The organism is Streptomyces polyrhachis (assembly GCF_042663125.1).
Lineage (GTDB): Bacteria > Actinomycetota > Actinomycetes > Streptomycetales > Streptomycetaceae > Streptomyces > Streptomyces polyrhachii.
Map to the genome: position 1 here is coordinate 1 of NZ_JBHSZO010000039.1, position 23,252 is coordinate 23,252.

Consider the following 23,252-nt stretch of genomic DNA (forward strand, 5'->3'; position numbering starts at 1 on the left):
GCTCGTGGTTGGCCGGGTCGTAGGAGATGTTGCCCGAGCCGTCCTGCTTCTCGATACCGCCGATACGGTGCTCCAGGCCGGGGGTGCCCGGGACGGCCCAGGGACGGGCCAGGGTCTTCGGATCGCGCTTGTACGGCCAGAAGACTTCCGTACCGTCGGCCAGGGTGTGGTTGGGGCTGCGGGCGAACTGCACCCGCAGGTCCGGCAGGTCCTGCGGGTGCGGGATCCTCCATGGCTCGGAGCCGTTGGCGAGATAGCCGTCGGAGAGCAGGAAGACCGGAGTGCGGTAGGCCAGTGCGATCCGGGTCGCCTCCAGTGCGGCGTCGAAGCAGTCGGCTGAGGTCATGGGGGCGACGATCGGGACGGGGGCCTCGCCGTTGCGTCCGTACATTGCCTGGAGGAGGTCCGCCTGCTCGGTCTTGGTCGGCAGTCCCGTGGAGGGGCCGCCGCGTTGGATGTCGATGACCACCAGCGGCAGTTCGAGTGAGACGGCCAGAGCGATGGTCTCCGCCTTGAGCAGGATGCCCGGACCGGAGGTAGTGGTGACGGCGAGCGCGCCGCCGAAGGCCGCGCCGAGGGCGGCCCCGACCGCGGCGATCTCGTCTTCGGCCTGGAAGGTGCGTACGCCGAAGTTCTTGTGCCGGGACAGCTCGTGCAGGATGTCGGAGGCCGGGGTGATCGGGTAGGAGCCCAGGAAGAGCGGCAGGTCGGCCTGGCGGGCGGCGGCGATCAGCCCGTACGACAGCGCCAGGTTGCCGGAGATATTGCGGTACGTGCCGGAGGGGAAAGCGGCGGTGGCCGGGGCGACCTCGTAGGAGACGGCGAAGTCCTCGGTGGTCTCACCGAAGTTCCACCCCGCGCGGAAGGCAGCGACGTTCGCCTCGGCGATGGCCGGCTTCTTGGCGAACTTGGCACGCAGGAACTTCTCGGTACCCTCCGTCGGCCGGTGGTACATCCACGACAGCAGGCCCAGCGCGAACATGTTCTTGCAGCGGTCCGCGTCCTTGCGGGTGAGCCCGGAGTCGGCGAGCGCCGCTGCGGTGAGGGTGTTCAGGGGGACGGAGTGGACGTGGTAGCCGTCCAGGGAACCGTCCTCCAGCGGACTTGTCTCGTAACCGGCCTTCTGCATCGCCCGCTTGGTGAACTCATCGGTGTTCACGATGAGCTCACCACCGGGGGAGACGTCGGCGAGGTTCGCCCTGAGGGCGGCCGGGTTCATGGCTACGAGGACGTTCGGTGCGTCGCCGGGCGTGAGGATGTCATGGTCCGCGAAGTGCAGCTGGAAGCTGGACACTCCCGGCAGGGTTCCTGCGGGGGCGCGGATCTCGGCGGGGAAGTTGGGCAGTGTCGCCAGGTCGTTGCCGAAGGATGCCGTCTGCGAGGTGAACAGATCACCCGTGAGCTGCATACCGTCGCCCGAGTCACCTGAGAAGCGGATGATGACCCGGTCGAGCCGATCCGTCTGTTTCGTCACTGGCACGTGCCTCTCCCTGGGCGGAATGTGCGCGCGGGCATGCACCCGCAGAGCCGTCGCGCTGAACGAGGGTGGGGAGCCCGCTGCGAGCATAGGAGGATCCTCGGATGAATTCAATGGTTGCTGAATTATTCGAGGAGAGGTTCGTGCGAGCCGCCGACGCCCCCTCGGTCCCTGCGTGCCCGGAGTGCCGATCGCCCGTCGGTGCGGGTTCAAAGACCAAGTAGCGATGGCGAGTTGGAGGTTTCGGCGGTACGGAAGGGCTTTGACCAAAGAAGTCACCAAGTGTAGAGTTCATGGTCGGCTGAACTGTCGTGAGGTTCGTCGGCACGCCGTTCTGCGGTCGCGGACGCCCATGCCGGGGCCGGGCGAAGCACGTCCTTTGGAAGCTCGTGAGCGAGAGGAGGTGCGGCGGTGGCCGAGAGCGGGGACGGGACCGGTGCGCGTGAGGACATCATGCGGTCGGCCGCCGACCTCTTCGCCGAGCTCGGTTACCGCAATACGTCGCTGCGTGCCGTGGCGGCGTGCGCACGCTGCGATCCCGCGCTCATCGCCCACTACTTCACCTCCAAGGAGGACCTCTACGACTCCGTTGTCGCGGAGGTGGTCCATCCGGCCGAGGTGTTCCGCGAGGCGGTGGGGCGGCGGGATCGGGCCGCGGCGGAGTGGCTGCTGCGGCGGGCCGTGGCGGACTGGGGTGACCCCGTGCAGCGCCGGCGCATCCTGGGCGTACTGCGCTCCGCGCTCGATCTGCCGGCAGCCCGGGAGCGGCTGCGCCGGTCGCTGATCCCCGAGGGGGTCGCGGGCGCGGACGAGATCAGGCTGGCGCTGATCGGCAGTCTGCTCGTGGGGGTGGTGACGTCGCGTCCTGGAGGGCTGCTTCCTGGCGGACCGGGGGGAATCGGGGACTCCTCGGAGCTGGTGTGCCTGCTCACGCCGGCGGTGGCCTCCCTCCTCGTCGCCGATCCGGTCGGGTCCGATCCGGTCGAACCGGTGGTGTGACGCTGACTGCGCGGAGTGCTCCGGAGCCGCCCGAAGGTATGCCCGCCCCGTCCATCCCGAAGGCGCCCCCTGTGTGAACAAGGGTGTCCTTCCGGCGCGTTGGGACCTCCCCGGTTGGTCGGCAGTACGGACGTCGAGCTTGCGCCAGGGAATTCAGTACTCGTAGACTTCACTGGGCAATGAAATAACCCGGGGAGCGCTGACACCGGCCGGCGCACCCAAGGAGGAGGCACGAGCATGGAATCGATCGACACGGCTGCGAAGGCACCGGTCGCGCCCGGCGGTTCGTCCGGACCGCCGCCCGCTCCCCACCCGGCGCGCTGGCTGATCCTCGCCGTCACGCTGTCCGCCGTCTTCATGCAGATGCTGGACACCACGATCACGATGGTCGCGCTGCCCTCGCTGCAGACCGACCTCGGCTCGACCTTCGCCGAGATCCAACTCGTCGTCGCCGTCTACTCGCTGGCCTTCGCGTGCTCCCTGGTCACGGGCGGCAGGCTCGGCGACATCCATGGCCGCCGCAAGATCTTCCTGATCGGCATGCTGGGCTTCACACTCGCCTCGGTGCTGTGCGGCGCGGCCCCCGGCTCGACCTTCCTGATCGCCTCCCGCGCTCTGCAGGGCCTGTGCTCGGGCCTGATGTTCCCCCAGGTCCTGTCCATTATCCAGATCACGTTCTCGGCGAAAGAGCGCCCCAAGGCCCTGGCGATGTACGGGGCGTCGATGGGTCTGGGCACGGTCCTGGGCCCGGTGCTCGGCGGCTGGCTGATCGAGCTGGACCTCCTGGGCACCGACTGGCGCGCGATCTTCTACGTCAACCTGCCGGTCGGACTGATCGCCCTGCTGCTGGGACTGGCCAGGATTCCGGAGTCCTCGGCGGAGGGCGCACGACGGCTCGACGTCACCGGGGCGGCCGTTCTCAGTGTCGGGCTCTTCAGCCTGATCCTGCCGCTGGTCATCGGCCGTGAACACGACTGGCCGCTCTGGAGCCTTGTGCTCCTGGCGCTGAGCCCGCTCGTGCTCGCCGGGTTCTTCGGGTACGAGGCCGCGCTGTCCAAGCGTGCCGACAGGTCGCCGCTGGTGCCCAGCGGCCTCTTCAGGGAACGGTCCTTCACCGTCGGACTGCTGATCAGCGTGGTGTTCTTCGCCGGCATCCCGTCGTTCTTCATGGTCTTCTTCATGAGCCTGCAGATCGGCTTCGGCTACACGCCGATCTCCGCCGGCCTGGTCAGCCTCGGCTTCGCCGCACTCATCGCGGTGGGCTCCGCCCGCTCGGCCGCCGTGGTCAAACGGCTGGGCACCAAGACCCTCGCACTCGGCAGCGGTCTGCTGCTGGTCGGCATCTCGGGCGTCATGGGCACCCTGCACTGGGCCGGATCGGACCTGCACGGCTACCAGTTGGTCCCCTCGCTGATGGTCGCCGGCCTCGGCGGCGGCTTCTTCCTCGCCCCGTGCACCGGCATCATCCTGGCCGGTATCCGCTCCCGTGAGGCCGGCGCGGCGTCCGGCATGCTCGCCACCGTGCAGCAGGTCGGCATCGCCATCGGCATCTCCGTCGCGGGCATCCTCTTCTTCGGCCTGCTCGGTTCGAACGCAGACGGGGCCAGCAGGTCGGCGCTGCCGGAACTGCGCGGCGACCTCGCCGCGGCCGGACTGTCCGCGCAGCAGCAGGCACACGTCATCACCGGGTTCCGCAACTGCTTCCACGACAAGATGAACCAGAAGGACCTCACCGCCACGCCGGGGAGCTGCGTCGCTGTCCAGCAGGAGGTGGCGAGCGCTCCCGTACCGGCTGGGACCAGGGCGAAGGTCCAGGCCGCGGTGCTCGGCAGGGCGGTTCCCGAGGCCCGCAAGTCCAACTTCAGCGACAGCTTCGGGCAGGTCGCGTTCTGGCAGATCGGCTGCTTCGGCCTGTCGTGCCTGCTGGTCCTGGCGCTGCCGAAGGTTCGCCCCGAGGACGTACAGGACGTTCCCGGAGGCGCCTGACCGAAGCGAAGGGCGGCCCCACCGGGGGGCGGTCCGCGGCGCCCTGGTCAACCCCGTGCTCGCGGCGGCCGCCTGGGTCATCGTCCCGGGGGGCTTGATACGGGCCCTAGGTTCGGGACGGTCAGTCGAAGTGCACGTCCAGGGCGGGGCTGTACCACTCGATGAGCTCTTCGAAATCGAGTGAGGCGAGCGGTTCCATGTGCAGGACGTAACGCAGCATCACCAGGCCGGCGAGCTGCGCGGACACCAGAGAGGCCAGCGCGGGGACCGTCTCGCCCCCCAGGGGCGCGAGGTGCCGGATGCAGGTTGCGAAGCCGTCCTCGATCTGGTCGCGGAAGGTCCTGGATGCGGCCTCGTCCGACAGCCCGGTGCGGTAGACGGCGACGAGCGCGGGACGGGTCGACGGGCTCTCCCAGAAGGACAGGAACGTCCGGGCGATCCGCTCGCCCGGACGTTCCGGGGCCGACTGCGCGCTGGCGGCTGTCAGGGAGTCGAAGAGGGCCGCGGTGTCGAGCCGGGAGGCGACCGCGTCCTGGAACGCGCCTTCCTTGTTGCCGAAGAAGTGGTGGATGAGGGCGGGGTCGACCCGTGCCTGCTGGGCGATCGCACGCATCGTGGTGCCCGAGTACCCCTTGGCCGCGAAGAGTTCGAGCGCCGCGTCGAGGATGTGCTCCCTGGTGCCGCTCTGGCCGGGGCGGCGGCCGCCACCGCGCGAGGGGGATCGGCGTCCCGGGGCGGCGGAGGCCGGCTGGGCGTCGGCCTGCGCGGCGCGGGGGGTCCTGTTTCCGATGTCCACCAGTCCCCCTTCGGGTTAATTCACTGTTACAGGAAATCGACGGTACCACCCTTCCCCGGGGGAGGGCTCCCCGGGGAAGGAATTCCACTTGCGCCGGGGAAGGCTGGGTGCGCCACTCGCGCGGGTGGCGCACGACAGGGAACCGCCGCCGACGGTCCCATGCCCGAGGGCCCGTGCGGTGCGGCGGTTCCGCTGGCAGGATGCTCGTCGGCGGCTCTCGCGCCTATCGGTCGGTGTCGGGCAGGACGGTGGCCCCCGGGGTCAGGACCCGCTGCACCATATGCGGGGCGCGGCGTTTGGCCCATAGCAGTACTTTGACCCGTTTCAGCGGGGTGAAGTTGTAGTAGCGGTCGGTCGGATCACCGAAGGCGAACAGGGGCGGGACGAACGAAGCGCTGCGCAGCCGGCCGAAGACTCGTTCGGCCGCGGCGCCCGGCGCCAGCCTGCTGTCCGCGACCTGCCGTGCCAGCCGGTCCATGTCGTCGAACAACGCGACGAATCCCGGATAGACGGGAAACCACAGGCCCGCGCCCCTGAACCGCCCCAGCTCACGCCACTGGTCGGGCCGCCCCGGTCGGGCCAGGGCGTCGTTGCGGGCCCGCTTGAGGGACAGTGCGGCGAACATCGAGTGCAGCAGCCAGACGCGGCAGAAGGCGTTCCAGAGCCGGAAGTCGGTGGTGGCTGTCAGCGCCGTACTCAGCAGCCGCTCCCCGTGCTCGATCAGCGAGTCCTGGAACGATTCCAGCGGCCGGAAGCGCGCTACCGACCAGTCTCCGCTGTCCGCCGCGGAGATGAGGTGCGCGGCCGCCTCGTGTACCAGCTCCGCGGTCAGGGTGACATCACGCGAGAGCGTGAAGTCGCAGCGCACGGCAGAGCGTTCGAGGACGACGAAGCCCTCGCCGGCGGTGGCGTTGGCGCCGTACTGCCACGGCTCGGAGCCCGTCCACGGACGGACCGCTGCCGCCTGCGCGAACTGCCACCGCAGATCCGGGAAGCGGCTGATCACCTGCTGGAAGTCCTCCTCGGCAGAGGCCGATCGCTGCGGCCACAGCTTGGCGTCGAGGCTCACCGCCACGCTGGTCAGCGCGGTCTCGCCGGTGCGCTGCTCACCGAACGGTACGAGTTGGATCCACCCGCCGGGGAAGACCACCTGCGTGGTGCCCCCCGTCCAGGGAGTGCCCCCGCTGCCAGGGTCCACCCGCCGCTCCAGCGGTCGGACGCCCCGCAGATGCGCGGTCAGTACCCGCGAGGAGTGCCGCAGCGGACGCAGAGCAGGATCGGGGCCCAGGCGCCGCAGCATCGGCGCGTCGGGTCCGGACATGTCGACCACGAACGCAGCCCTGACGCTGCTGCCGTCGGCCAGTCGGACACGGAAGTCGCCGGCCTCGCCCACCACGTCGGTGAACGTCGCGCGGCCTGGCGGCACCCGGGCGCCGTAGTCCACGGCAAGGCGGTGCACCCAGGCGTCCACGTCGGGGCGGTACAGATGCGACTCGCCGTGCTCGCTCGGCACGTTGAACTGCACCACGTGATGCGGCCGTACGGGGGCACCCGGTCGCGCGTACACGAAGCCGATACTCCGCTTGACCCCGGACGTGCTGCGGATTTCCGCGGGCAGCTCGCCGAAATGCCCCAGCGCGGACAGCTCCGGCACTCCGTAGCGGCGGGCCAGCAGTTCGAAGACCTCCGCGGTGTACGGGACCGTTGTCTCCCCCGCCGCCGTGGTGGCGTCGTGCGGCGAGTCGACAAGGACCACGTCGATCCCGGCGCGGGCCAGGATCGCGGCGAGCATGCCGCCGCCGAGATGGGCGCCGAGCACGGCGACCGTGTGGCGCGCCGTGCTCGCGGGGCTGCCGGCTGCGGCAGCGCCTGCCCGCCCGCTGGGCGGGGTGCCCTGGCTGTCCGGCTCGGTGCGGGCCGCGGCGGACTCGCTCGGCAGCGAGGACTCCGCCGCCCCCACTGCCTCGGCGCCCTCCGCCCAGTCCTGTGCGGATCGTCGGGGGGCGCCCGCGGCGGATGACTGTGCCGTGTTCTCGTCCATGGGCATCGGCCCGTACTCCCTCATGAGTGCCTGCGCAGACGGGATCGCAGGAAGCCGCCGAGCGCGCCGGCCACCACCGGGCCGGTGTCTGCGGCCGCCGACCCGCGCTTGGCCCAGTGCATGGTGCGGATCATGCGGGCCGGATTGGGGTTGTAGAAGCGGTTCGCCGGGTCGTGCAGGCCGAACGGCGGCGGTGCGTAGCCGTCGTCCTGCAGCAGGTCGAACAGTTCGCCCGTGGCGTGGTCGGTGGTCGCCAGACCGGACTCGACGTCGCGGCAGGCGCCCCAGGCGGCATCAGTGATCTTGTTGAAGCCCTCACTTGCCGGGAACAGAGCCCCGGGGTACGGCTGCGCCTCCAACTCGCGCCAGATGAACGGGTCCTTGGAGCGCTGGAACCGGGTGAGCGCGTCCTGGGCGTTGAGCGTGCCGAGAACCGTACCCAGCGCCCACATGCGAAATGTGGCGTTCCACATCCCGTAGTCCCGGAACGAGGTGAACGAGGATGCCACCACGTCGTCATGGGACCGCACGAGGCCCTGCTGGAGCGTCTGGACGTGCGCGAAGCGCTCGGCTGAGAAGTCGTCGTCCCCGGCCGCCTCGATCAGCCGCCAGGCCAGCGAGTTGACCACATCGGTGGTGTTCGTCAGGCCGCGTGAGTACAGCGCGTCCACAAAGCCGGCCGCGTGCGAGGTCAGGCAGAAGCGGTCGCCGACGACCTGCTGCGAGGAGTACTGCAGCCGCCCGGTGGACACCCAGGGGCGTGCCGCCTTCGCGTACCTGAACTGCGGGGCGATGTCCGGGAAGCGCTCCAGGAACTGCGCGAACTCCTGCTCCGGTGGGAGACCGGTCTTCGGGTGCCTGCGCGGATCCAGGGTCAGACCGACGCTGCACAGCCGGTTGGTGGCACCCCGGTGGTTGTCGAAGGGGATGACCCACACCCAGCCCCCGTCGAAGACGTGGTGCAGGGTGCCCTGGTGCCAGGGGCTCGGGTTGTCGTGCTTGAGGCCGGCGGGGCACTCGTCGTACGGGCGCACCCCGAGCATGTGGGTGAAGAGGGCCCGCGAGTGGGTGCGCTGCTGGGGAACCTCGTCACGCAGGGCGAACTTCCTGGCCAGCGGCGAGTTGTGCCCCCCCGCGTCCACGACGTACCGGGCGCGGATCGCGGGCCCGTTCTCCACCGCCAGGGTGACTCCCGAACCGTCCACCTCGACGTCCGACACCCGGGTGCCGAGCCGCGGCACCGCGCCGTAGCGCACCGCGACACCGAACATGTACGAGTCGACGTCCTGGCGGAACATGTGGGATTCGGTGGACAGCGCTACGGGAATGACGAACTGGTTGATTTCGCCGGCATCCTGGGCCTCTCCCTCGCGGTGGTATACGAAGCCGAAGTTCCGTTTCTGGCCGTTGTTTGAGGACACCTTGGAGCGCATCGTCGAGAAGTGGCTCAGATGCGCGATCTCAGGCACCTCGTAGCGCGCGGCGAGGACGCGCAGCATCACCGACGTGTACGGGATGGTGGACTCGCCCACGGCGAAGCGCGGGTGGGTACCGGCGTCGATCAGGACCGTCCTCACCCCGTTGCGGGACAGGATGGCCGCCAGGATGGATCCGGCGATTCCGGCGCCCAGGATGGCGACGTCATGGACGGCCTTGCCGGGTGTGCCGGATGCGGGCAGCGGTTGCATGGTGTTCTTTCCTCCAGGTGTCGAAACGCAGTGGTGGTGCCGGGGTACAGGCGGGCGCGCGCGGTGGCCCGGCACCCGGCCGTCATGCCTGGTCCGCGGGTGGCGGCGGGGCCGGCGCACTGGTGGCGGCGGGATACCTCTCCTCGATCAGCCCGTGGAGGAAGGAACCCCAGTTGATGCCGGGGCAGGCGAAGAAGTCACGGCTGTTGATCTCCAGGCCCAGGTCGTCGCGGCAGCGGCCGATCAGCTCCATCACCATGAGGCTGTCCAGCCCCATATCGGCGAGCCGGGTGTCCTCGGTGAGGATGTCCAGCTCCAGGCGCAGGATCCCGGAGAGCTGGACGCGGATGTACTCGTCGAGCTCGGCGAGACGTTCGCGGCTGTCGAGCCCGATCAGCCGGGCGGTCAGCGCGCTCAGCCCGCCGTCTGCGGCCGGATCCCCGGCGGGCGCGCTGCGGATCTCGCTGAGGATGGGCCGCTCCCGCCGCGCCTCCATCAGGTCGCGGAACAGCGACCAGTCCGCCGAGCACACCGTACGGTGGGCGATCCCCTCGGCCACGGCCTCCCCGAGCAGTTCCAGCGCGTGGTCGGGGTTGAGCTGGTGCAGTCCGATGGAACGCAGGAAGGCCATCACCGAGTCGTCCGCGAGCCCCGACTGTGCGGCCCACGGCCCCCAGGCGACCGTCGTGGCGGCGAGCCCCTTGGACTGCCGGTAGTAGGCGAAGGAGTCCAGGAAGGCGTTTGCCGCCGAGTAGCCGGCCAGGTGCTGCGAGCCCCATACCGAAGCGATGGAGGAGAAGGAGACGAACAGGTCCAGGTTCTGGTCGATGGTGGCGTGGTGCAGTGCCCAGGTACCGTCCACCTTCGCGTGCAGGCACCGATCGTAGGTGGACGCCTCGCCCTCCCGCAGGAACTGCGGCTCCGACAGCCCCGCCGCGTGCACCACGCCGCGCAGCGGACGCCCGGACAACCTCAGTCGGCCGGTCAGCGAGCGCAGCGCCGATTCGTCGGCGGCATCCAGCGCCACCACTCGCACATCGGCACCTTGGGCCTCGATGCGACGGACGCCGGCGATACGGCGCGCAGTGGTGTCGTCGTGTTGCGGGTCGTCCCAGGCCGCACGGTCCGGAAGGCCGGTACGGCCGACCAGTACAACGGTGCCCGCTCCGTTCTTGGCCAGCCACTCGCCCAGCAGCAGGCCAAGGCTCCCCAGACCGCCGGTGACGAGATAGCTGCCGAGGTCGCTCAGGCGCGGCACCGGAGGCTCGGCAGCCTTTTCGGATCCGGCGGCCACCAGCCGCGGCACCAGCACGGTGCCGCCGCGCCGGGCCGTCAGATCCTCTGCGGTGCTCGTGGCGAGGAGGGCGGCAATCCGCTCCGCCTCCTCCGCCTCGCCCGCCGGATCCAGGTCGAGGAGACCGCCCCACAGCTCGGGGTGCTCCAGTGCGGCCACCTTGCCCAGCCCCCACAGAGGGGCCGCGGGCAGGCAGATGTCACGCTGCCCGTGGCCGGTCCACTGGGCGCCGCGGGTCACCACCCACAGCCGGGTGGTGGCTTCCTCGACCGCCAACTGCCGGGCGGCGGCCAGGAACACATGCTCCGCCTGGGCCCGTGCCTGTCCCACCGACTCGGCGCCGTACCCGGTCACCGGCAGGTCCAGGCCGCTCAGCAGGACGAGATGTCCGTACGGCCCGCTCTCGGCCAGAGCACGCAGGACCGCACGGCTGGACGGCGCGGCCTGGGTGACCATCGCTCCGCGCAGGGCCAGCTGCCTGGACACGGCCTCCAGCAGACCCGGGTCCGTACCGGCGGTCGCGGCAGCGCCCGAGCCGACCAGCAGCACCCGCTCCCCGTGCAGGCTCCGCTCAACGAACCGCTCCGGGTCGGCCGGACGCCAGACCTGCTCCCACACCGTCTCCGCCCGTGCGGTGCGGGGCACCTCCGCGGCGGCGGGGCTCGTGGAGCGCAGATGGACATCCCGCATCATGATCAGCACGCTGCCGTCGGAGCCCAGGATCTCCAGGCCGCCACGGAGCTCGCCGGCCTCCTCGACCGGGTCGAGCCAGCCGTGGACATAGCGCCGGGTGTCCTCGGGCGCGGACCTGGGCGCGGGAGTCCCGCCGGCCTGCGGGGCCTTCTCGGACTGGCGCAGCAGACCCAGCGTCAGGTCCAGCAGGGCTCCCCGGGGCAGTTGCTCGGCTTCCCGGTTGACTTCGGCGAGCACCTCGCCGGGCCCCTGGTAGACCTCGTTGAGGACCGGCTCGGCCCAGCCGGGAACCGAGATGTCGGTAGGGGCGATCGACACGCACCGGGCCCGTACCGAATCGAGGTCGCCGCCCGCGCGACGGGAGTCCGTGGGACGGCGCACCAGCACACCGCGGGCGTGCAGCCGCCAACTGCCGCTCTCAGCGGAGTCGATGCCGTGCCTGGAGAAGCACAGGAACAGCGAACGCCCCTCGTCGTCCTGGGGCAGTACGTAGACCCGTACCTGAGCGGGCCGCAGCCCGGGGTCCAGGAGCAGCGGCTCGCCCACCATGAACCGGTCCACCACCCGGGGCTGCGCGCCGGGCAGTTCCGCGGCGCCGGCCAGTGCCCAGTTGCAGAAGCCGCCCGCCGACACGGACCGCCGTCCGTCCGGTCCGATCTGGACGAACACCTCGGACAGATCGTCGAGTTCCGGCGAGAAGGTGGGCGATCCCGACAGCAGATGGCCCTCGAAGAGCGCTCCCGGCGCGTCGTCGGCCGTGAACTCCGAGGTGCCTTCCTCGGGGCTGTCGTTGAACCAGTACCGTTCGCGCTGCCACGGGTAGCTGGGCAGTGAGGTCCGGCGCGGCTTCTCTTCGCGGTGCACCGCGTCCCAGTCGACCGGTATGCCGCGGTGGTGCAGCGCCCCGAGGGCCTGGCCCACGATGTGCGCGTCCTCGCGGTCCCGGCGCAGTGAGGGGATCCAGCCGACGCCGTCCTCGGGAAGGCAGCGGGCACCGAGCCCGAGCAGCACCGGTGCGGGACCGAGCTCGAGAAAGGTGCGGCAGCCCGCCTCGTACAGCGCGGTGACACCCGCGTAGAAGCGCACCGGCGCCAGCACGTGCTCGGACCAGTAGCCGGGACGCAGCTGATCGGGTCCCCACTCGCGGCCCGTGACATTGGAGATGACCGGATACACGGGGTGATGGAACGTCAGGGTCTCGGTGACCTTGCGGAACTCATCGATCATCGGGGCCATCAGGGGTGAGTGGAAGGCGTGCGAGACGAGGAGCCGGCGGTGCTTGACCCTGCGGGCTGCCAGCACGCCGACGACCTTGGCGACCTCCTCCTCGGGGCCCGAAAGGACCACATCCGTCGGCCCGTTGACTGCGGCCACCGCCACCTGCGGCACCGGAGCGGCCTCGGCTATCGCCGCCCGGACAGTCGCCTCGTCGCAGACCAGGGTCTCCATCACGCCGCCCGCGGGCAGCGACTCCATCAGCCGGGCCCGGGCGGCGACGAGCCGGGCGGCATCGTCGAGCGAGTGCACCCCCGCGACGCAGGCCGCCGTGATCTCGCCCAGGCTGTGCCCGATCAACGCGGTCGGCCGGACACCCCACGCCTCCCACATCTTCGCCAGCGCGTACTCCACGGCGAAGAGCGCCGGCTGGGTGAAGCCCGTACGGTTGATGCGCTCGCCGTCGGACAGGGCCGGGCCGAGCGGCTCGTCCAGACAGCGGTCGAGGGCCTCGACCACCTGTGTGAGCGCGTCGGCGAAGACCGGCTCGGTGGCCGCCAGGGAGGTGGCCATCCCGGCGTACTGCGCACCCTGGCCGGTGAACAGCCAGCCCAGTCGGCGCGCCTTGGCACCCGACGGGCCGTGCGAGGAGACGTGGTCCACACGCTCCGAGGCGGCGAACGCGGCCAGGCCCGCGGCGAGCTGATCGCGGTCGCCGGTCACGCTCAGCCCGTACTTCATCCGGGCCCGCCCGATGTGCGAGGAGTAGCAGATATCCGAGAGGGTGCGTGCGTCGGTGCGGCGCACCCGGGCCCCGTACGCCGTCGCCATCTCCCGCAGCGCCTCCGGGCTGTTGGCGCTGAGGGTCAGCAGCCCGACCTTGCGGGGAGCGCCCTCGCGGGGGGTCGGCTGCGGCGCCTGGGAGAGCACGGTATGCGCGTTGGTGCCACTGGCGCCGAAACTGCTCACCCCGGCTGTCCTGGGACCCTCCGGCCAGGCCGTCTCCTCCTTGGTGATCTTCAAGTTGAGGGTGTCCCAGGGGACCTGCGGGTTCGGTTCGTTCAGGTGGAGGTGGCGGGGGAGCGTGTCGTGCTGGAGGGCCAGGACCACCTTCAACAGGCCCGCGGCGCCGGCGGCCGGCTCCAGATGGCCGATGTTGGTCTTCACCGAACCGATGAGGAGCGGCCGCTGCGCCGGACGCCCGCTCCTGGTGACAGCGTCCAGGGCCTTCAGTTCGATGGGGTCGCCCAGTTGGGTGCCGGTGCCGTGGGCCTCGACGTAGGTGAGATCGGCGGGGGAGATCCCGGCGTCCTTGAGCGCGGAGGTGATGACGCTCTGCTGCGCGGCCGGATTGGGGACCGTGAGACCGCTGCTGCGCCCGTCGTGCTCAGTCGCCACACCGCGCACTACTGCCAGGACCCGGTCCCCGGCGGCCTCGGCCTCGCTTAGCCGCTTCAGTACGAACAGGGCGCCCCCCTCGCCTCGGGCGTACCCGTCGGCCGAGGCGTCGAAGGTCTTGCAGCGGCCGTCGGGGGACAGCGCCCGCAACTTGCTGACCAGAACGAATCCATAGGGCGACAGCATCAGGTTCACGCCGCCGACCAGCGCCATGTCGCAAGCGCCGGACCGCAGCGACTGCACAGCCTGCTCCAGCGCCACCAACGAGGAGGAGCAGGCCGTGTCGATCACCATGCTGGGACCCTGGAAGCCGAAGGTGTACGAGATCCGGCCCGCCAGGAAGCTCGGCTCGCCGATCAGCTGATAGGCATCGACATCCGCCATGGAGCCCTTCTGCTGCCGCATTCGCACGTAGTCGCTCGTGCTGGCGCCGAGGAAGACCCCGACCCGGCTCCCCTCCAGATCGCTCGGCGGCAGACAGGCATCCTCCATGGCCTCCCAGGCCAGTTCGAGCACCAGGCGCTGCTGCGGGTCCATCCCTGCGGCCTCGCGCGGCGAGATACCGAACACGGTCGGGTCGAAGGTGTCCACCGGACCGTCGAGGAAGTTCCCCGACAGGGTGTACGCGGTGCCCGGATGGTCCGGATCCGGATGGTAGAAGCCCGTGACGGAGTGCCGTTCCTCGGGAAACCGGGATGTCGCGTCGTGCCCGTCGGCCAGCGACTGCCAGAACTGCTCGGGGGTGGAGCCACCCGGCAGCCGGCAGGAGAGGCCGATCACGGCAAGCGGCTGAGGCCGGGAAAGTTCCTGGACCCGGGCGCGCAGACTGCGAATAGTGCCGAGGGAGTCCTTCAGCCGGCCGCGGAGTGCGTCCTGGCTCGGCTGCTCGGCATGGCTCTTCGTCATCAGTTCTCCTCAAATCCAAGCACCTGTGAGTCGGAGATCTCCGCCTCCAGTTGGCGTAGCAGTTCCTCGTCGTCGAGGTCGTCCGTGTCTCCGCCCGCATCGACCGGGGACACGTCGGGTCCGGTCGTATCCGCGGTGGCACCCCCGGCGCCGACGGCCGGATGGCCGAGCTGCTCCAGCAGGTGCGCGGTGAGCGCCAGCGCGGTCGGGTGCTCGAAGGCGACTGTCGAGGACAGCTCGGTCTCCAACTCCCTGGCCAGCCGCAGTCGCAGCGTCAGCGACATCACCGAGTCCATGCCGAGTTCGAAGAAGCCCTGGTCGGCCCTGAGGTCGTCCTCCGGCAGGCCGAGCACACCGGCGACCTGTGTGCACACCCAGTCGAGCATCCGGTCCCGGCGCTGCTCGGGGTCGAGCACGCCGAGCCCGGCAATGAACTCGGTGCCGCCGGTCTGCTTCGCGGCCCCCATGACCGTGCGGAACAGTTCCCGGTGCGGGGCATCGGCGAGTGCGCTGCCGAACAGCTCCCAGTCCACGTCGGCCACGCACATGTGCACCGTGTTGTCCCTGGCCAGCAGGTCGAGCGCGGCGACCAGGTCGGCCTCGCGGAGCGCGGCGACCCCACTCGACTTGAGCAGCAGCGTCGTCCGCTGGTCGAGGAGCCGGCTTCCCTCCAGCGGCATTAGTTCCAGGTGCGCCACCGGTAGCCCGCTCGCCCTGCGCCGTGCGGCGAGTGCCCGCAGTGCCCAGTCGGAGGGTGCGGCGGCGCCCGTGACGGCACCCCCCCAGGTCCCGGGCACCGAACCGAGCAGGACGAAGAGGCGCACCGGGTCCTTGACGGTCAGCCGGTGCAGCTGCTCGGCCGTCTCGGCGCGGTTCCACTCGGTCCGCAGCACGGCCTCGGTGGTCGCCTCCAGCGGTGTCGCCAGCTCAGGAGCGGCCGCGCACAGCACCCCGGCGATGCCGCCGTCCGCCCTCAACCGCTGGACCAGGACGCCTAGTTCGTCCATGGACGCCTGGGTCCGGAGGGTGCGGACCTCCGCGCCGACGGCCTGCCACCGGGCGATGCGCTCAGCCGCGGGCAGGGGAGCAGCCGGTGCGGGATCCGTGTCGACGAGGACGATCCGGCGAGCCCCCGCGCCGACCAGCCAGTCCACCACCGGGGGCATCAGGGCGCCGCCGGAGCCGGTTACCACATGCCAGCCTTCGGCGGACAGCGGCCGCGCGTGGGTGCGCTTTGGCGCCTGGACACGCACCAGCGAACCCACGTGCACCGAGGAGTGCTCCACCCGGACGTGCTCGTCGCCCGGCGCACTCAGCAGTCGCGTCACCAGGGCGCGCAGTTCCTCCGCGCTGCCCCGGCTGAGGTCGACATGTCCGCCCCAGGCCTTTGGCCGGGTCATCGCCAAGGTACGGCCGAGCCCCGCGTGGGCTCCCTGGTTGCCGTCGGGGAAGCCCTCGTGCCCGGTCGGCAGCAGGGCGTGCCGGGTGACCAGCCACAGGCGCGGCACCGTGCCCTCGGCTCCGGCCAGCGCCGCGGTGAGCGCGGTCGTGGCGCGCCACCCGTCAGGGTGCGAGCCGAGATCCTCCAGCGGCCACAGATCACAGATCCCGGTGGTCGACTCGTCGGCGTGCGCCGCGAGCAGCGTCTGCCACGCCTCCCGGTCGGTCGGGTCAAGGACGAGATCCCCGCTGCCGGCCGCCCCCGCCGAGCGCACCCGGCGCACCTCGCAGCCCGCCGAGCGCAGCCCCTCGGCCACCGCGCCGGCCAACTGATCGGTGTCACCGCACACCAGCCAGCGCGCGGCGGGCACCGGCCAGGCGCCGTCCCGGTCGGCCGGCCGCTGACCGGCGGGATTCCAGACCATCCGGTACAGCAGCGAGTCGATCCGGCCCCGGTCCGGGTCGTCAAAGGCCGGTGCGGGGGCGGCTGCCAGACGCAGCCCGGCCAGCTCCGCCACGATCCGCCCCGCCGCGTCGAGTACGACCACATCCGCCTCCGGCCGTTCCTCCGCACCCGTGCGAAGCAGACCGCGGCGGACGCGTACGGTTCCCTCCAGGGCGGCGTTGACGCGGACGGAGGCGATACTCGCGGGCAGGGGCTCGCAGTCCGGTCCCTCAAGGCCGGTCCCCGCGCCGTCGGACACCAAGTGCAGAGCCAAGCGGAGCAGTTCGGCGGGCAGGCGGTGGCGGGAGGCTCCGTCGGACAGCTTCACGGTGACCTCCGCAGCTCCTCGTCCGCTGCCGGCCGAGCGCAGGTCAAGCCCTGGGAGGCGGTCGGCCAGCGAGGCCCGCAAGGGCTCGTCGTCGGCCAGCTCGCCGGGGTCGACCGCAGCGGAGGCAGGCGCGATCGGGGCCTCGGTGGACGCGCTCAGGGCAGCTTCGCCGTCTTGCGCCCACCCGGTCGGCGCTCGCAGCGCGAGGGTTCCCTGCCGGGTGTCAACCACGGTCTGCAGATCCGCCCGGCCTTCCTCGTCCGTACGGGGCGGGCTGCCGAACCGCACGCCGTAGAGGGCCGGCGCCGGAGAGCCGGTCGCCGCGGCCGAGGTGAGGGCGGCCTCCAGGAGCGCGGGCGGCGAGACGGTCGTAGCGGCTCCGGAGCCGCTGACCTGCCAGGGGCTGCGGGTCCCGTCGATCCCCACCGGGAGCAGGGCCGTCCACGGAGCGGTGGCGGGGCGCACCGGGGTGCCGACGAGGGCACCCGATGCCGAGGCGCGGTCCAGCGGGTTGTCCGCCAGCCAGTGCTCCTTGCGCTGCCAGGGGTAGCCGGGCAGATCCACCACCGTGCGGCCGGGGCCGGCGAACGCTGCCCAGTCGACGGGGGCGCCCTGAGCGTGGAGGGTGCCGAGACCGGTGAGCAATGTGCCCAGTTCGTCCTCGTCGCGGACCAGGGAAGGCAGCACCACGGGGCGGTGCACGCCGGCGGCCCGCAGCGACTCCTCGATGCCGGAGACCAGCACCGGATGCGGGGACACCTCGACGAACACCCGGTCCTGCGGGTCCTCGACCGCGCTCACGGCATCCTGGAAGAGCACGGTGTCGCGCAGATTGCGGCCCCAGTACCCGGCGGTGAGTGAGGAGCCCGCCACCTCGCGGCCCTCCACGGCGGAGTACAGCGGGATACGGGACTCGGACGGCACCAGATGCGCCAGGCCGGATACGAGCCGCTCCCGCAGCGGCTCCATCAGCGGCGAGTGCGGCGCCACCGGAACCCGGACCCGGCGCACGAACACATTCGCCTCGGTCAGCTCCTCGGTCAGCTCCGCCAGCGCGTCCACGTCACCAGCGACCACCGTGGTGCGCGGGCCGTTGATGGCGGCGATGCCCAACGTGTCCTCGTACAGGACCAAGTACGGAGCGAGGTCCGCGGGAGGCAGCCCGACGACGATGGAGCCGCCGGTGCCGACCAGCGTGTCAAGGAGCCGCGAGCGCAGGCACAGGACCTCCGCCGCCTGAGCCAGGGTCAGCGCCCCGGCGGTCCAGGCGGCGGCGACCTCGCCCATGCTGTGCCCGACAACCGCTGCCGGCACCACACCCCAGCTGCGCCACAGTTCGACCAGGCCGACCTGGACGGCGAAGACCAGTTCCTGCGGGATTCCCTCGTCGAAGGGGCGGCTGTTTGCTTCGCCGCGCAGCGAGGCCAGCGGGGACCAGGCGATCCACTTGCGCATCTCCTCCTCGCAGGCCAGCACCGCGTCCCGGAACACCGGCTCTGTCTCCAGAAGTCGGCGCCCCATGCCGGTCCACTGGGAGCCGAACCCGGAGAAGACGAACACGCAGCTGCGCTCCAACTCCGCCGTTCCCACCAGGACGCGTGGGTGTTCCTCGCCCCGGCCCATGGACCGCAGGGCCAAGCGCACCCCCTCCACGTCCTGGCCGACCACGACGGCCCGCTGCTCGAGATGACTGCGGCGGGCGGAGGCCGTGTACGCCAGGTCGGCGAGGGCTGCCGCGTCGCCGGATTCCACCAGGGGGAGGTACTGCCTGGCGGCGGCCGGCAGCGCCGTGGCCTGCGCGGCGGACAGCGGCAGCGCGAAGCGCGCCGGGAGATCCCCGGCCGGCCGGCCCGGGTCCGGGACCGGCGCCTGGGCCACCAGGACGTGCGCGTTGGTTCCGGTGAACCCGAAGGAGCTGACACCCGCGATCCGGCGCCGCCCCTCCCCGGGCCACTGCTGTGTGCTCCCGGCGATCCGCAGTCCCAGCCGCTCCCAGGCGACCTGCCGGGTCGGCTCGGTGGTCACACCGATGTGTGGCGCGATGCGCCCCCGGTGCACTGACAGGACCGCCTTGATGAGTCCGGCCATCCCGGCGGAGGCCTCAAGATGCCCGATGTTGGGCTTCGCCGAGCCGACGAGAAGCGGTGCGCCGCCGGGACCACCGGGGCGCAGCGCCTGGGCGAGCGCCCGCAGCTCGATGGGGTCACCGAGCGGTGTACCAGTTCCGTGCGCCTCCGCGTAGCCGACGTCAGGGCCACTCAACCCGGCCTGCTGGAGGGCCTGTTCGATCAGGGCACGCTGCGCCGTGCCGTTCGGCACGGTGAGTCCGCTGCTGGCCCCGTCCTGGTTCACCGCGCTGCCCGGCAGTACGGCGTAGATCCGGTCCCCGTCGGCGAGCGCGGTCGAGAGGCGTTTCAGTACGACGGCGCCTGACCCCTCGCCGCGCAGATAGCCGTCGGCGGACTCGTCGAACGTACGGCACTGGCCGCTGGGGGAGAGCGCGCCGCCGGCCGACACCGCGATCGGGATCACCGGGCTGAGGATCACGTTGACACCACCTGCCACCGCCAGATCGCTCTCGCCCGTGTGCAGGCTCTGAACGGCCAGGTGCACGGCAGTCAGCGAGGACGAGCACGCGGTGTCCACGGCCATGCTGGGACCGGTGAGTCCCAGGAAGTACGAGAGCCGACCGGCCGCACCGGCGAAGGAGTTGCCGGTGCCGTAGTACAGGTCGACGTCCTGGAGGCGGCTGCCGACGCGCAGTGCGTGGTCCGCGCTGTTCATGCCGACGAAGACGCCGGTCGCGGAGGCGCGCAGCCGGTCCCTGGTCGCTCCGGCGTCCTCCAGCGCCTCGTAGGCGACCTCCAGGAAGAGGCGGTGCTGCGGGTCGAGGCTGCGGGCCTCGCGGGGCGAGATCCGGAAGAAGGCCGCGTCGAAGCCGCGTACGTCGTTGAGGTAGCCGCCGCGCAGCGACGTGATCGTGCCGGGCGTCCATGACCCGGACCCGTCGGACAGCAGCGCCCGACCGTCCCAGCGGTCCGCGGGAACGTCGCGGATGGCCTCGCGGCCCTCAAGCAGCAGCTGCCAGTAGTCCTGCACCGAGGGGGCGCCGGGGAAGCGGCAGCTCATACCGACCACGGCGACCGGGTCGTCGACAGGGGCCGGCGCCGGGGCCGGGGTGGCTGCCGCCATGGGGACCGGCTTCGCGGCCGGTACCGCAGGCTGTGCGGTGGCCAACGCCTGTGCCTGGACCTGCTCCGCCTTGCGCGCCGTCACCGCGGGCAGCAGATGGTCGACAAGCTCGTCCAGGCAGGGGTGCTCGAAGGGGGTCGAGAGCGGGATGTCCAGACCGAGGCCTAGACCGAGCCGGTCCACGAACTCCACGATGCTCAGTGAGTCCAGACCGAGGTCGGCGAAGCCGCGCCGGGGCGGGATGCGCCGCTCCGTGTCCTGCCCCAGGACCTCCGCCAGCACATGCGAGGCCAGCCGCATCAGCGACCTGCGCTCACGATCGGCGCTCGCCGGGCCGACGGCCGCCCGGCTGCCGGACTGGAGGGCGGTCGTCCCGTCCGCCGCCTGTGCTCCCGCAGGGGAGTGGTGCGGGGCGGCAGCGGACGGGACGGCTTCCCGGATGGTCCCGTCAGCAGTCGGGGCCGTGTCCGGGGCGGCGCCGGCGGAGCGGGGCGGTTCCACCGGTGCCATGAGGTCGCCCGAGGGCGCCTCGTCTGTGGGCGGTGCGGTCAGATCCAGCTGCCGGGCGGGCCCGATCGGATCACCCGAGGGGCCGAGCAGCTGTACGGCGAGCCGGGCGGCCGTCGCCTGAGCGCCGGGCGCGGCGCCGGGAGCGTACTGGCTGCCCGGTGCCACCCCGGGCAGCCAGAACGACTCGTGCTGCCATGGATGCCGGGGTAGCACGGCCGACCTGCCCGGAATCAGGTCGGCCCAGCGGACCTCGGCGCCGGCGCAGTGCAGTTCGGCGAGTGAGGCCAGCAGCGTCGCCGGCCCGTCGGTGTCTCTGCGCAGCGAGCCGACGGCCACACCCTGACGGCGCAGTGACGTGAGCGCGTCGTTGAGCGGCCGTACGAGGGTGGGGTGCGGGCCGATCTCGACGAAGTCGGCGCCCATCCCCTGCAGCAGTTCGCGCACGGCAGGCCAGAAGCGCACCGGGCGCAGCATGTTGGCGGCCCAGTAGTCGGCGTCCAGCATGGCCACCGGCTCGTCGGGCCAGACCGTGGAAACGAACGCGGCGGGCCGGTCCACCGCCGGCAGGTCCGCCAGTTCGGCACGGAGCAGCTCGGCGAAGGGGGTCATCGCCGGGCTGTGGAAGGCGTAGTCGCCGGGCACGAACCGGGCGCTGACGGACTGCTCGCGCAGCAGCGACGCGATCGCCGTCAGGTCCTCCCCGGAACCGGCGAGCACCGTGGTGCTCGGTCCGTTGACCGTGGCGACCGTGACAGGGCGTCCTGTTCCGGCAGCGGCCTGGACGGCCTCCTCCTCGGGGAGCGCCACCACGAGCATCCGCCCGGTGCCCGCGGCGTCGGCCATGATGCGCCCGCGCCGTACGGCGAGATCGAGCGCGGTGGACAGGTCGAGGGCGCCGGTGAAGCAGGCCGCTGAGATCTCGCCGAGACTGTGTCCCACGACCTTGGACGGCACCACCCCGCGTGACGTCCAGACCTCCGCCAGCGCCAACTGCAGTGCGACAACAGTGGGTTGGGCGAACTCGGTGGCAGCGGGGTCGCCCTCGCCGAGCAGTTCGTGCAGACCGGGCAGACCTGCCGAGCGGAGCACCTCGTCGCTGCGCTCCAGGCTGGCCGCGGCGACTGGTTCATGCTCCCACAGGTCCAGACCCATGCCGCGCCACTGCGAGCCCTGCCCGGAGAAGACGAACACGGTCCGGTGGCGCCGTCGGACTTCGGCCGTGCCGGTCACCGTGCGCTCGTCGGGGCTGCCCTCGGCGAGCCCGCGCAGCGAGGAGCGCAGCTCCTCCGCGTTCGCGCCGATCACGGTGGCGCGTGCCTCGTGATGGGTACGCCGCACCGCCGCGGTGTGCAGTACATCGGCCAGGGGCTGCTCCCCCTCCAGCGTGCCGGCCAGGTCGCGGGCACGCTGCTGGAGGGCGGCCTGGGTGGAGCCGGAGAGCAGCAGTACGCGCGAAGCCGCCGCGGGCGCCGCCGCTTCGGGCGCCGGCTGTTGGGCGGGCGCGGACAGGAGCACATGGGCGTTGGTGCCGCTGAGACCGAAGGCGCTCACGCCGAAGAGGGTGTCCTCGCTCGCGTCCAGCGGGCAGGCCTGGGCCGAAACGGCCAGGGGGCCGTCAGCCCAGGGGATGGCCGGGTTGGGGGTGGTGAGGTGCAGTTGGGGCGGGACCAGCCGGTTTTGGGCGGTCAGTACGGTCTTGATCAGGGCGGCGACACCTGCGGCAGCGTCCGTGTGTCCGAAGTTGGCCTTGTGGGAGCCGATGTGGAGCTTGCGAGCGGGATCCCGGCCGGGTCCGAAGACCTCGGACAGCGCGAAGGCCTCGATCGGGTCGCCGAGCGGGGTGCCGGTGCCGTGCGTCTCGACGAACGCGACCTCGTGGGGCGTGGCGTCGGCGCGGCGCAGTGCATCTCGCAGCAGGGCTTCCTGCGCTGAGGCGTTGGGCACGGTGAGGCCCGCGCTGCGGCCGTCGTGGTTGAAGGCGCTGCCCCGGATGACCGCGAGTACCTGGTCGTCGTCGGCGAGCGCGTCGTCGAGCCGTTTCAGTACGACGACGCCGCAGCCCTCGCCCCGTACGATGCCGTCCGCCTCGGCCGCGAACGGCTTGCACCGCCCCGTGGGTGACAGGGCCTGCACCTTGCTCATGAAGATGGAGAGCTCGGGGGCGGCGAGCACGTTGACGCCGCCCGCGAGCGCGGTGTCCGCTTCACCGCCGGCCAGCGCGCGGCAGGCCAGGTGGACGGCGACCAGGGAGGAGGAGCAGGCGGTGTTCACCGCGAGTGCGGGCCCGTGCAGCCCCAGGGTGTAGGCGACGCGACCGGGCGCGAAGCTGAACTCCTTGCCGCTGGCGTAGTACGGGTCGATGCCCTTCACGCCCCGCGTCTTGGAGTGCAGCAGCGTGTAGTCCATGCCGAGCATGCCGAAGAAGACGCCTGTACGGGAGCCCGAGAGCTGGGACTTGGTGAGCCCGGCGTTCTCCAGGGCCTCCCAGGAGACCTCGAGCAGGAGCCGCTGCTGCGGATCCATCTCGCGTGCCTCGCGGAAGGAGATGCCGAAGAAGTCGGCGTCGAACCGGTCGAGTCCCGGCAGCACCCCCGCGTAGCGGCAGTACCCGGTGCCGGGGGCGGACCCGTCCGCGCTGATGTACTCCGGCCCCCAGCGTTCGGGTGGGATCTCCCCGATCACATCGACACCGTCGCGCAGTACGTGCCAGAAGGACGCGGGATCGATGACCCCACCCGGATAGCGGCACCCGATGCCGACAAGGGCTATGGCCGGATCGTTGGCGGTTCCGTTGCGGGCGGGCATGGATCCCCCTCCTGGAAGGAGTACGTCAGACGGGTGGCG

General features: G+C 71.5%; 8 protein-coding genes. 2 read left to right on the forward strand and 6 right to left on the reverse strand.

Features of this window, described 5'->3' with window-relative positions; genetic code table 11:
* Positions 1 to 1,480: 2-oxoacid:acceptor oxidoreductase subunit alpha (locus ACFQLX_RS21260; protein ID WP_386417497.1), on the reverse strand; the 1,480-nt coding region annotated here is incomplete at its 3' end.
* Between the two features lie 408 nt (positions 1,481 to 1,888).
* On the opposite strand from ACFQLX_RS21260, the gene ACFQLX_RS21265 reads away from it, so the two are divergent.
* A complete protein-coding gene (locus tag ACFQLX_RS21265; protein WP_386417499.1) occupies positions 1,889 to 2,476 on the forward strand; it encodes a TetR/AcrR family transcriptional regulator in 588 nt (195 codons plus the stop codon).
* A 237-nt stretch (positions 2,477 to 2,713) separates the two neighbouring features.
* The gene (locus tag ACFQLX_RS21270; RefSeq protein WP_386417501.1) at positions 2,714 to 4,462 is read left to right on the forward strand and encodes an MFS transporter; all 1,749 of its coding nucleotides are present in this window, start codon (positions 2,714 to 2,716) and stop codon (positions 4,460 to 4,462) included.
* Positions 4,463 to 4,583: 121 nt separating this feature from the next.
* Here ACFQLX_RS21270 and ACFQLX_RS21275 read toward each other — a convergent pair whose 3' ends face one another.
* From ACFQLX_RS21275 to ACFQLX_RS21295, 5 genes are all read right to left on the reverse strand, one after another.
* On the reverse strand, positions 4,584 to 5,258 hold the full coding sequence (locus tag ACFQLX_RS21275; RefSeq protein WP_386417503.1) for a TetR/AcrR family transcriptional regulator: 675 nt from the start codon (positions 5,256 to 5,258) through the stop codon (positions 4,584 to 4,586).
* A 223-nt stretch (positions 5,259 to 5,481) separates the two neighbouring features.
* A complete protein-coding gene (locus tag ACFQLX_RS21280; protein ID WP_386417505.1) occupies positions 5,482 to 7,305 on the reverse strand; it encodes an NAD(P)/FAD-dependent oxidoreductase in 1,824 nt (607 codons plus the stop codon).
* A gap of 14 nt (positions 7,306 to 7,319) precedes the next feature.
* Positions 7,320 to 8,987, reverse strand: a complete 1,668-nt coding sequence (locus ACFQLX_RS21285) for an NAD(P)/FAD-dependent oxidoreductase (RefSeq protein ID WP_386417507.1) — start codon at positions 8,985 to 8,987, stop codon at positions 7,320 to 7,322.
* 82 nt (positions 8,988 to 9,069) lie between these two features.
* Positions 9,070 to 14,493: a beta-ketoacyl synthase N-terminal-like domain-containing protein gene (locus tag ACFQLX_RS21290; RefSeq protein ID WP_386417508.1), complete on the reverse strand. Its 5,424-nt coding sequence runs from the start codon at positions 14,491 to 14,493 to the stop codon at positions 9,070 to 9,072.
* Positions 14,493 to 23,213 (reverse strand): type I polyketide synthase, encoded by an 8,721-nt coding sequence (locus ACFQLX_RS21295; protein ID WP_386417510.1) that lies wholly within the window; start codon positions 23,211 to 23,213, stop codon positions 14,493 to 14,495. Before ACFQLX_RS21295 ends, ACFQLX_RS21290 begins: the two co-directional genes overlap by 1 nt.
* Between the last annotated feature and the right edge of the window lie 39 nt (positions 23,214 to 23,252).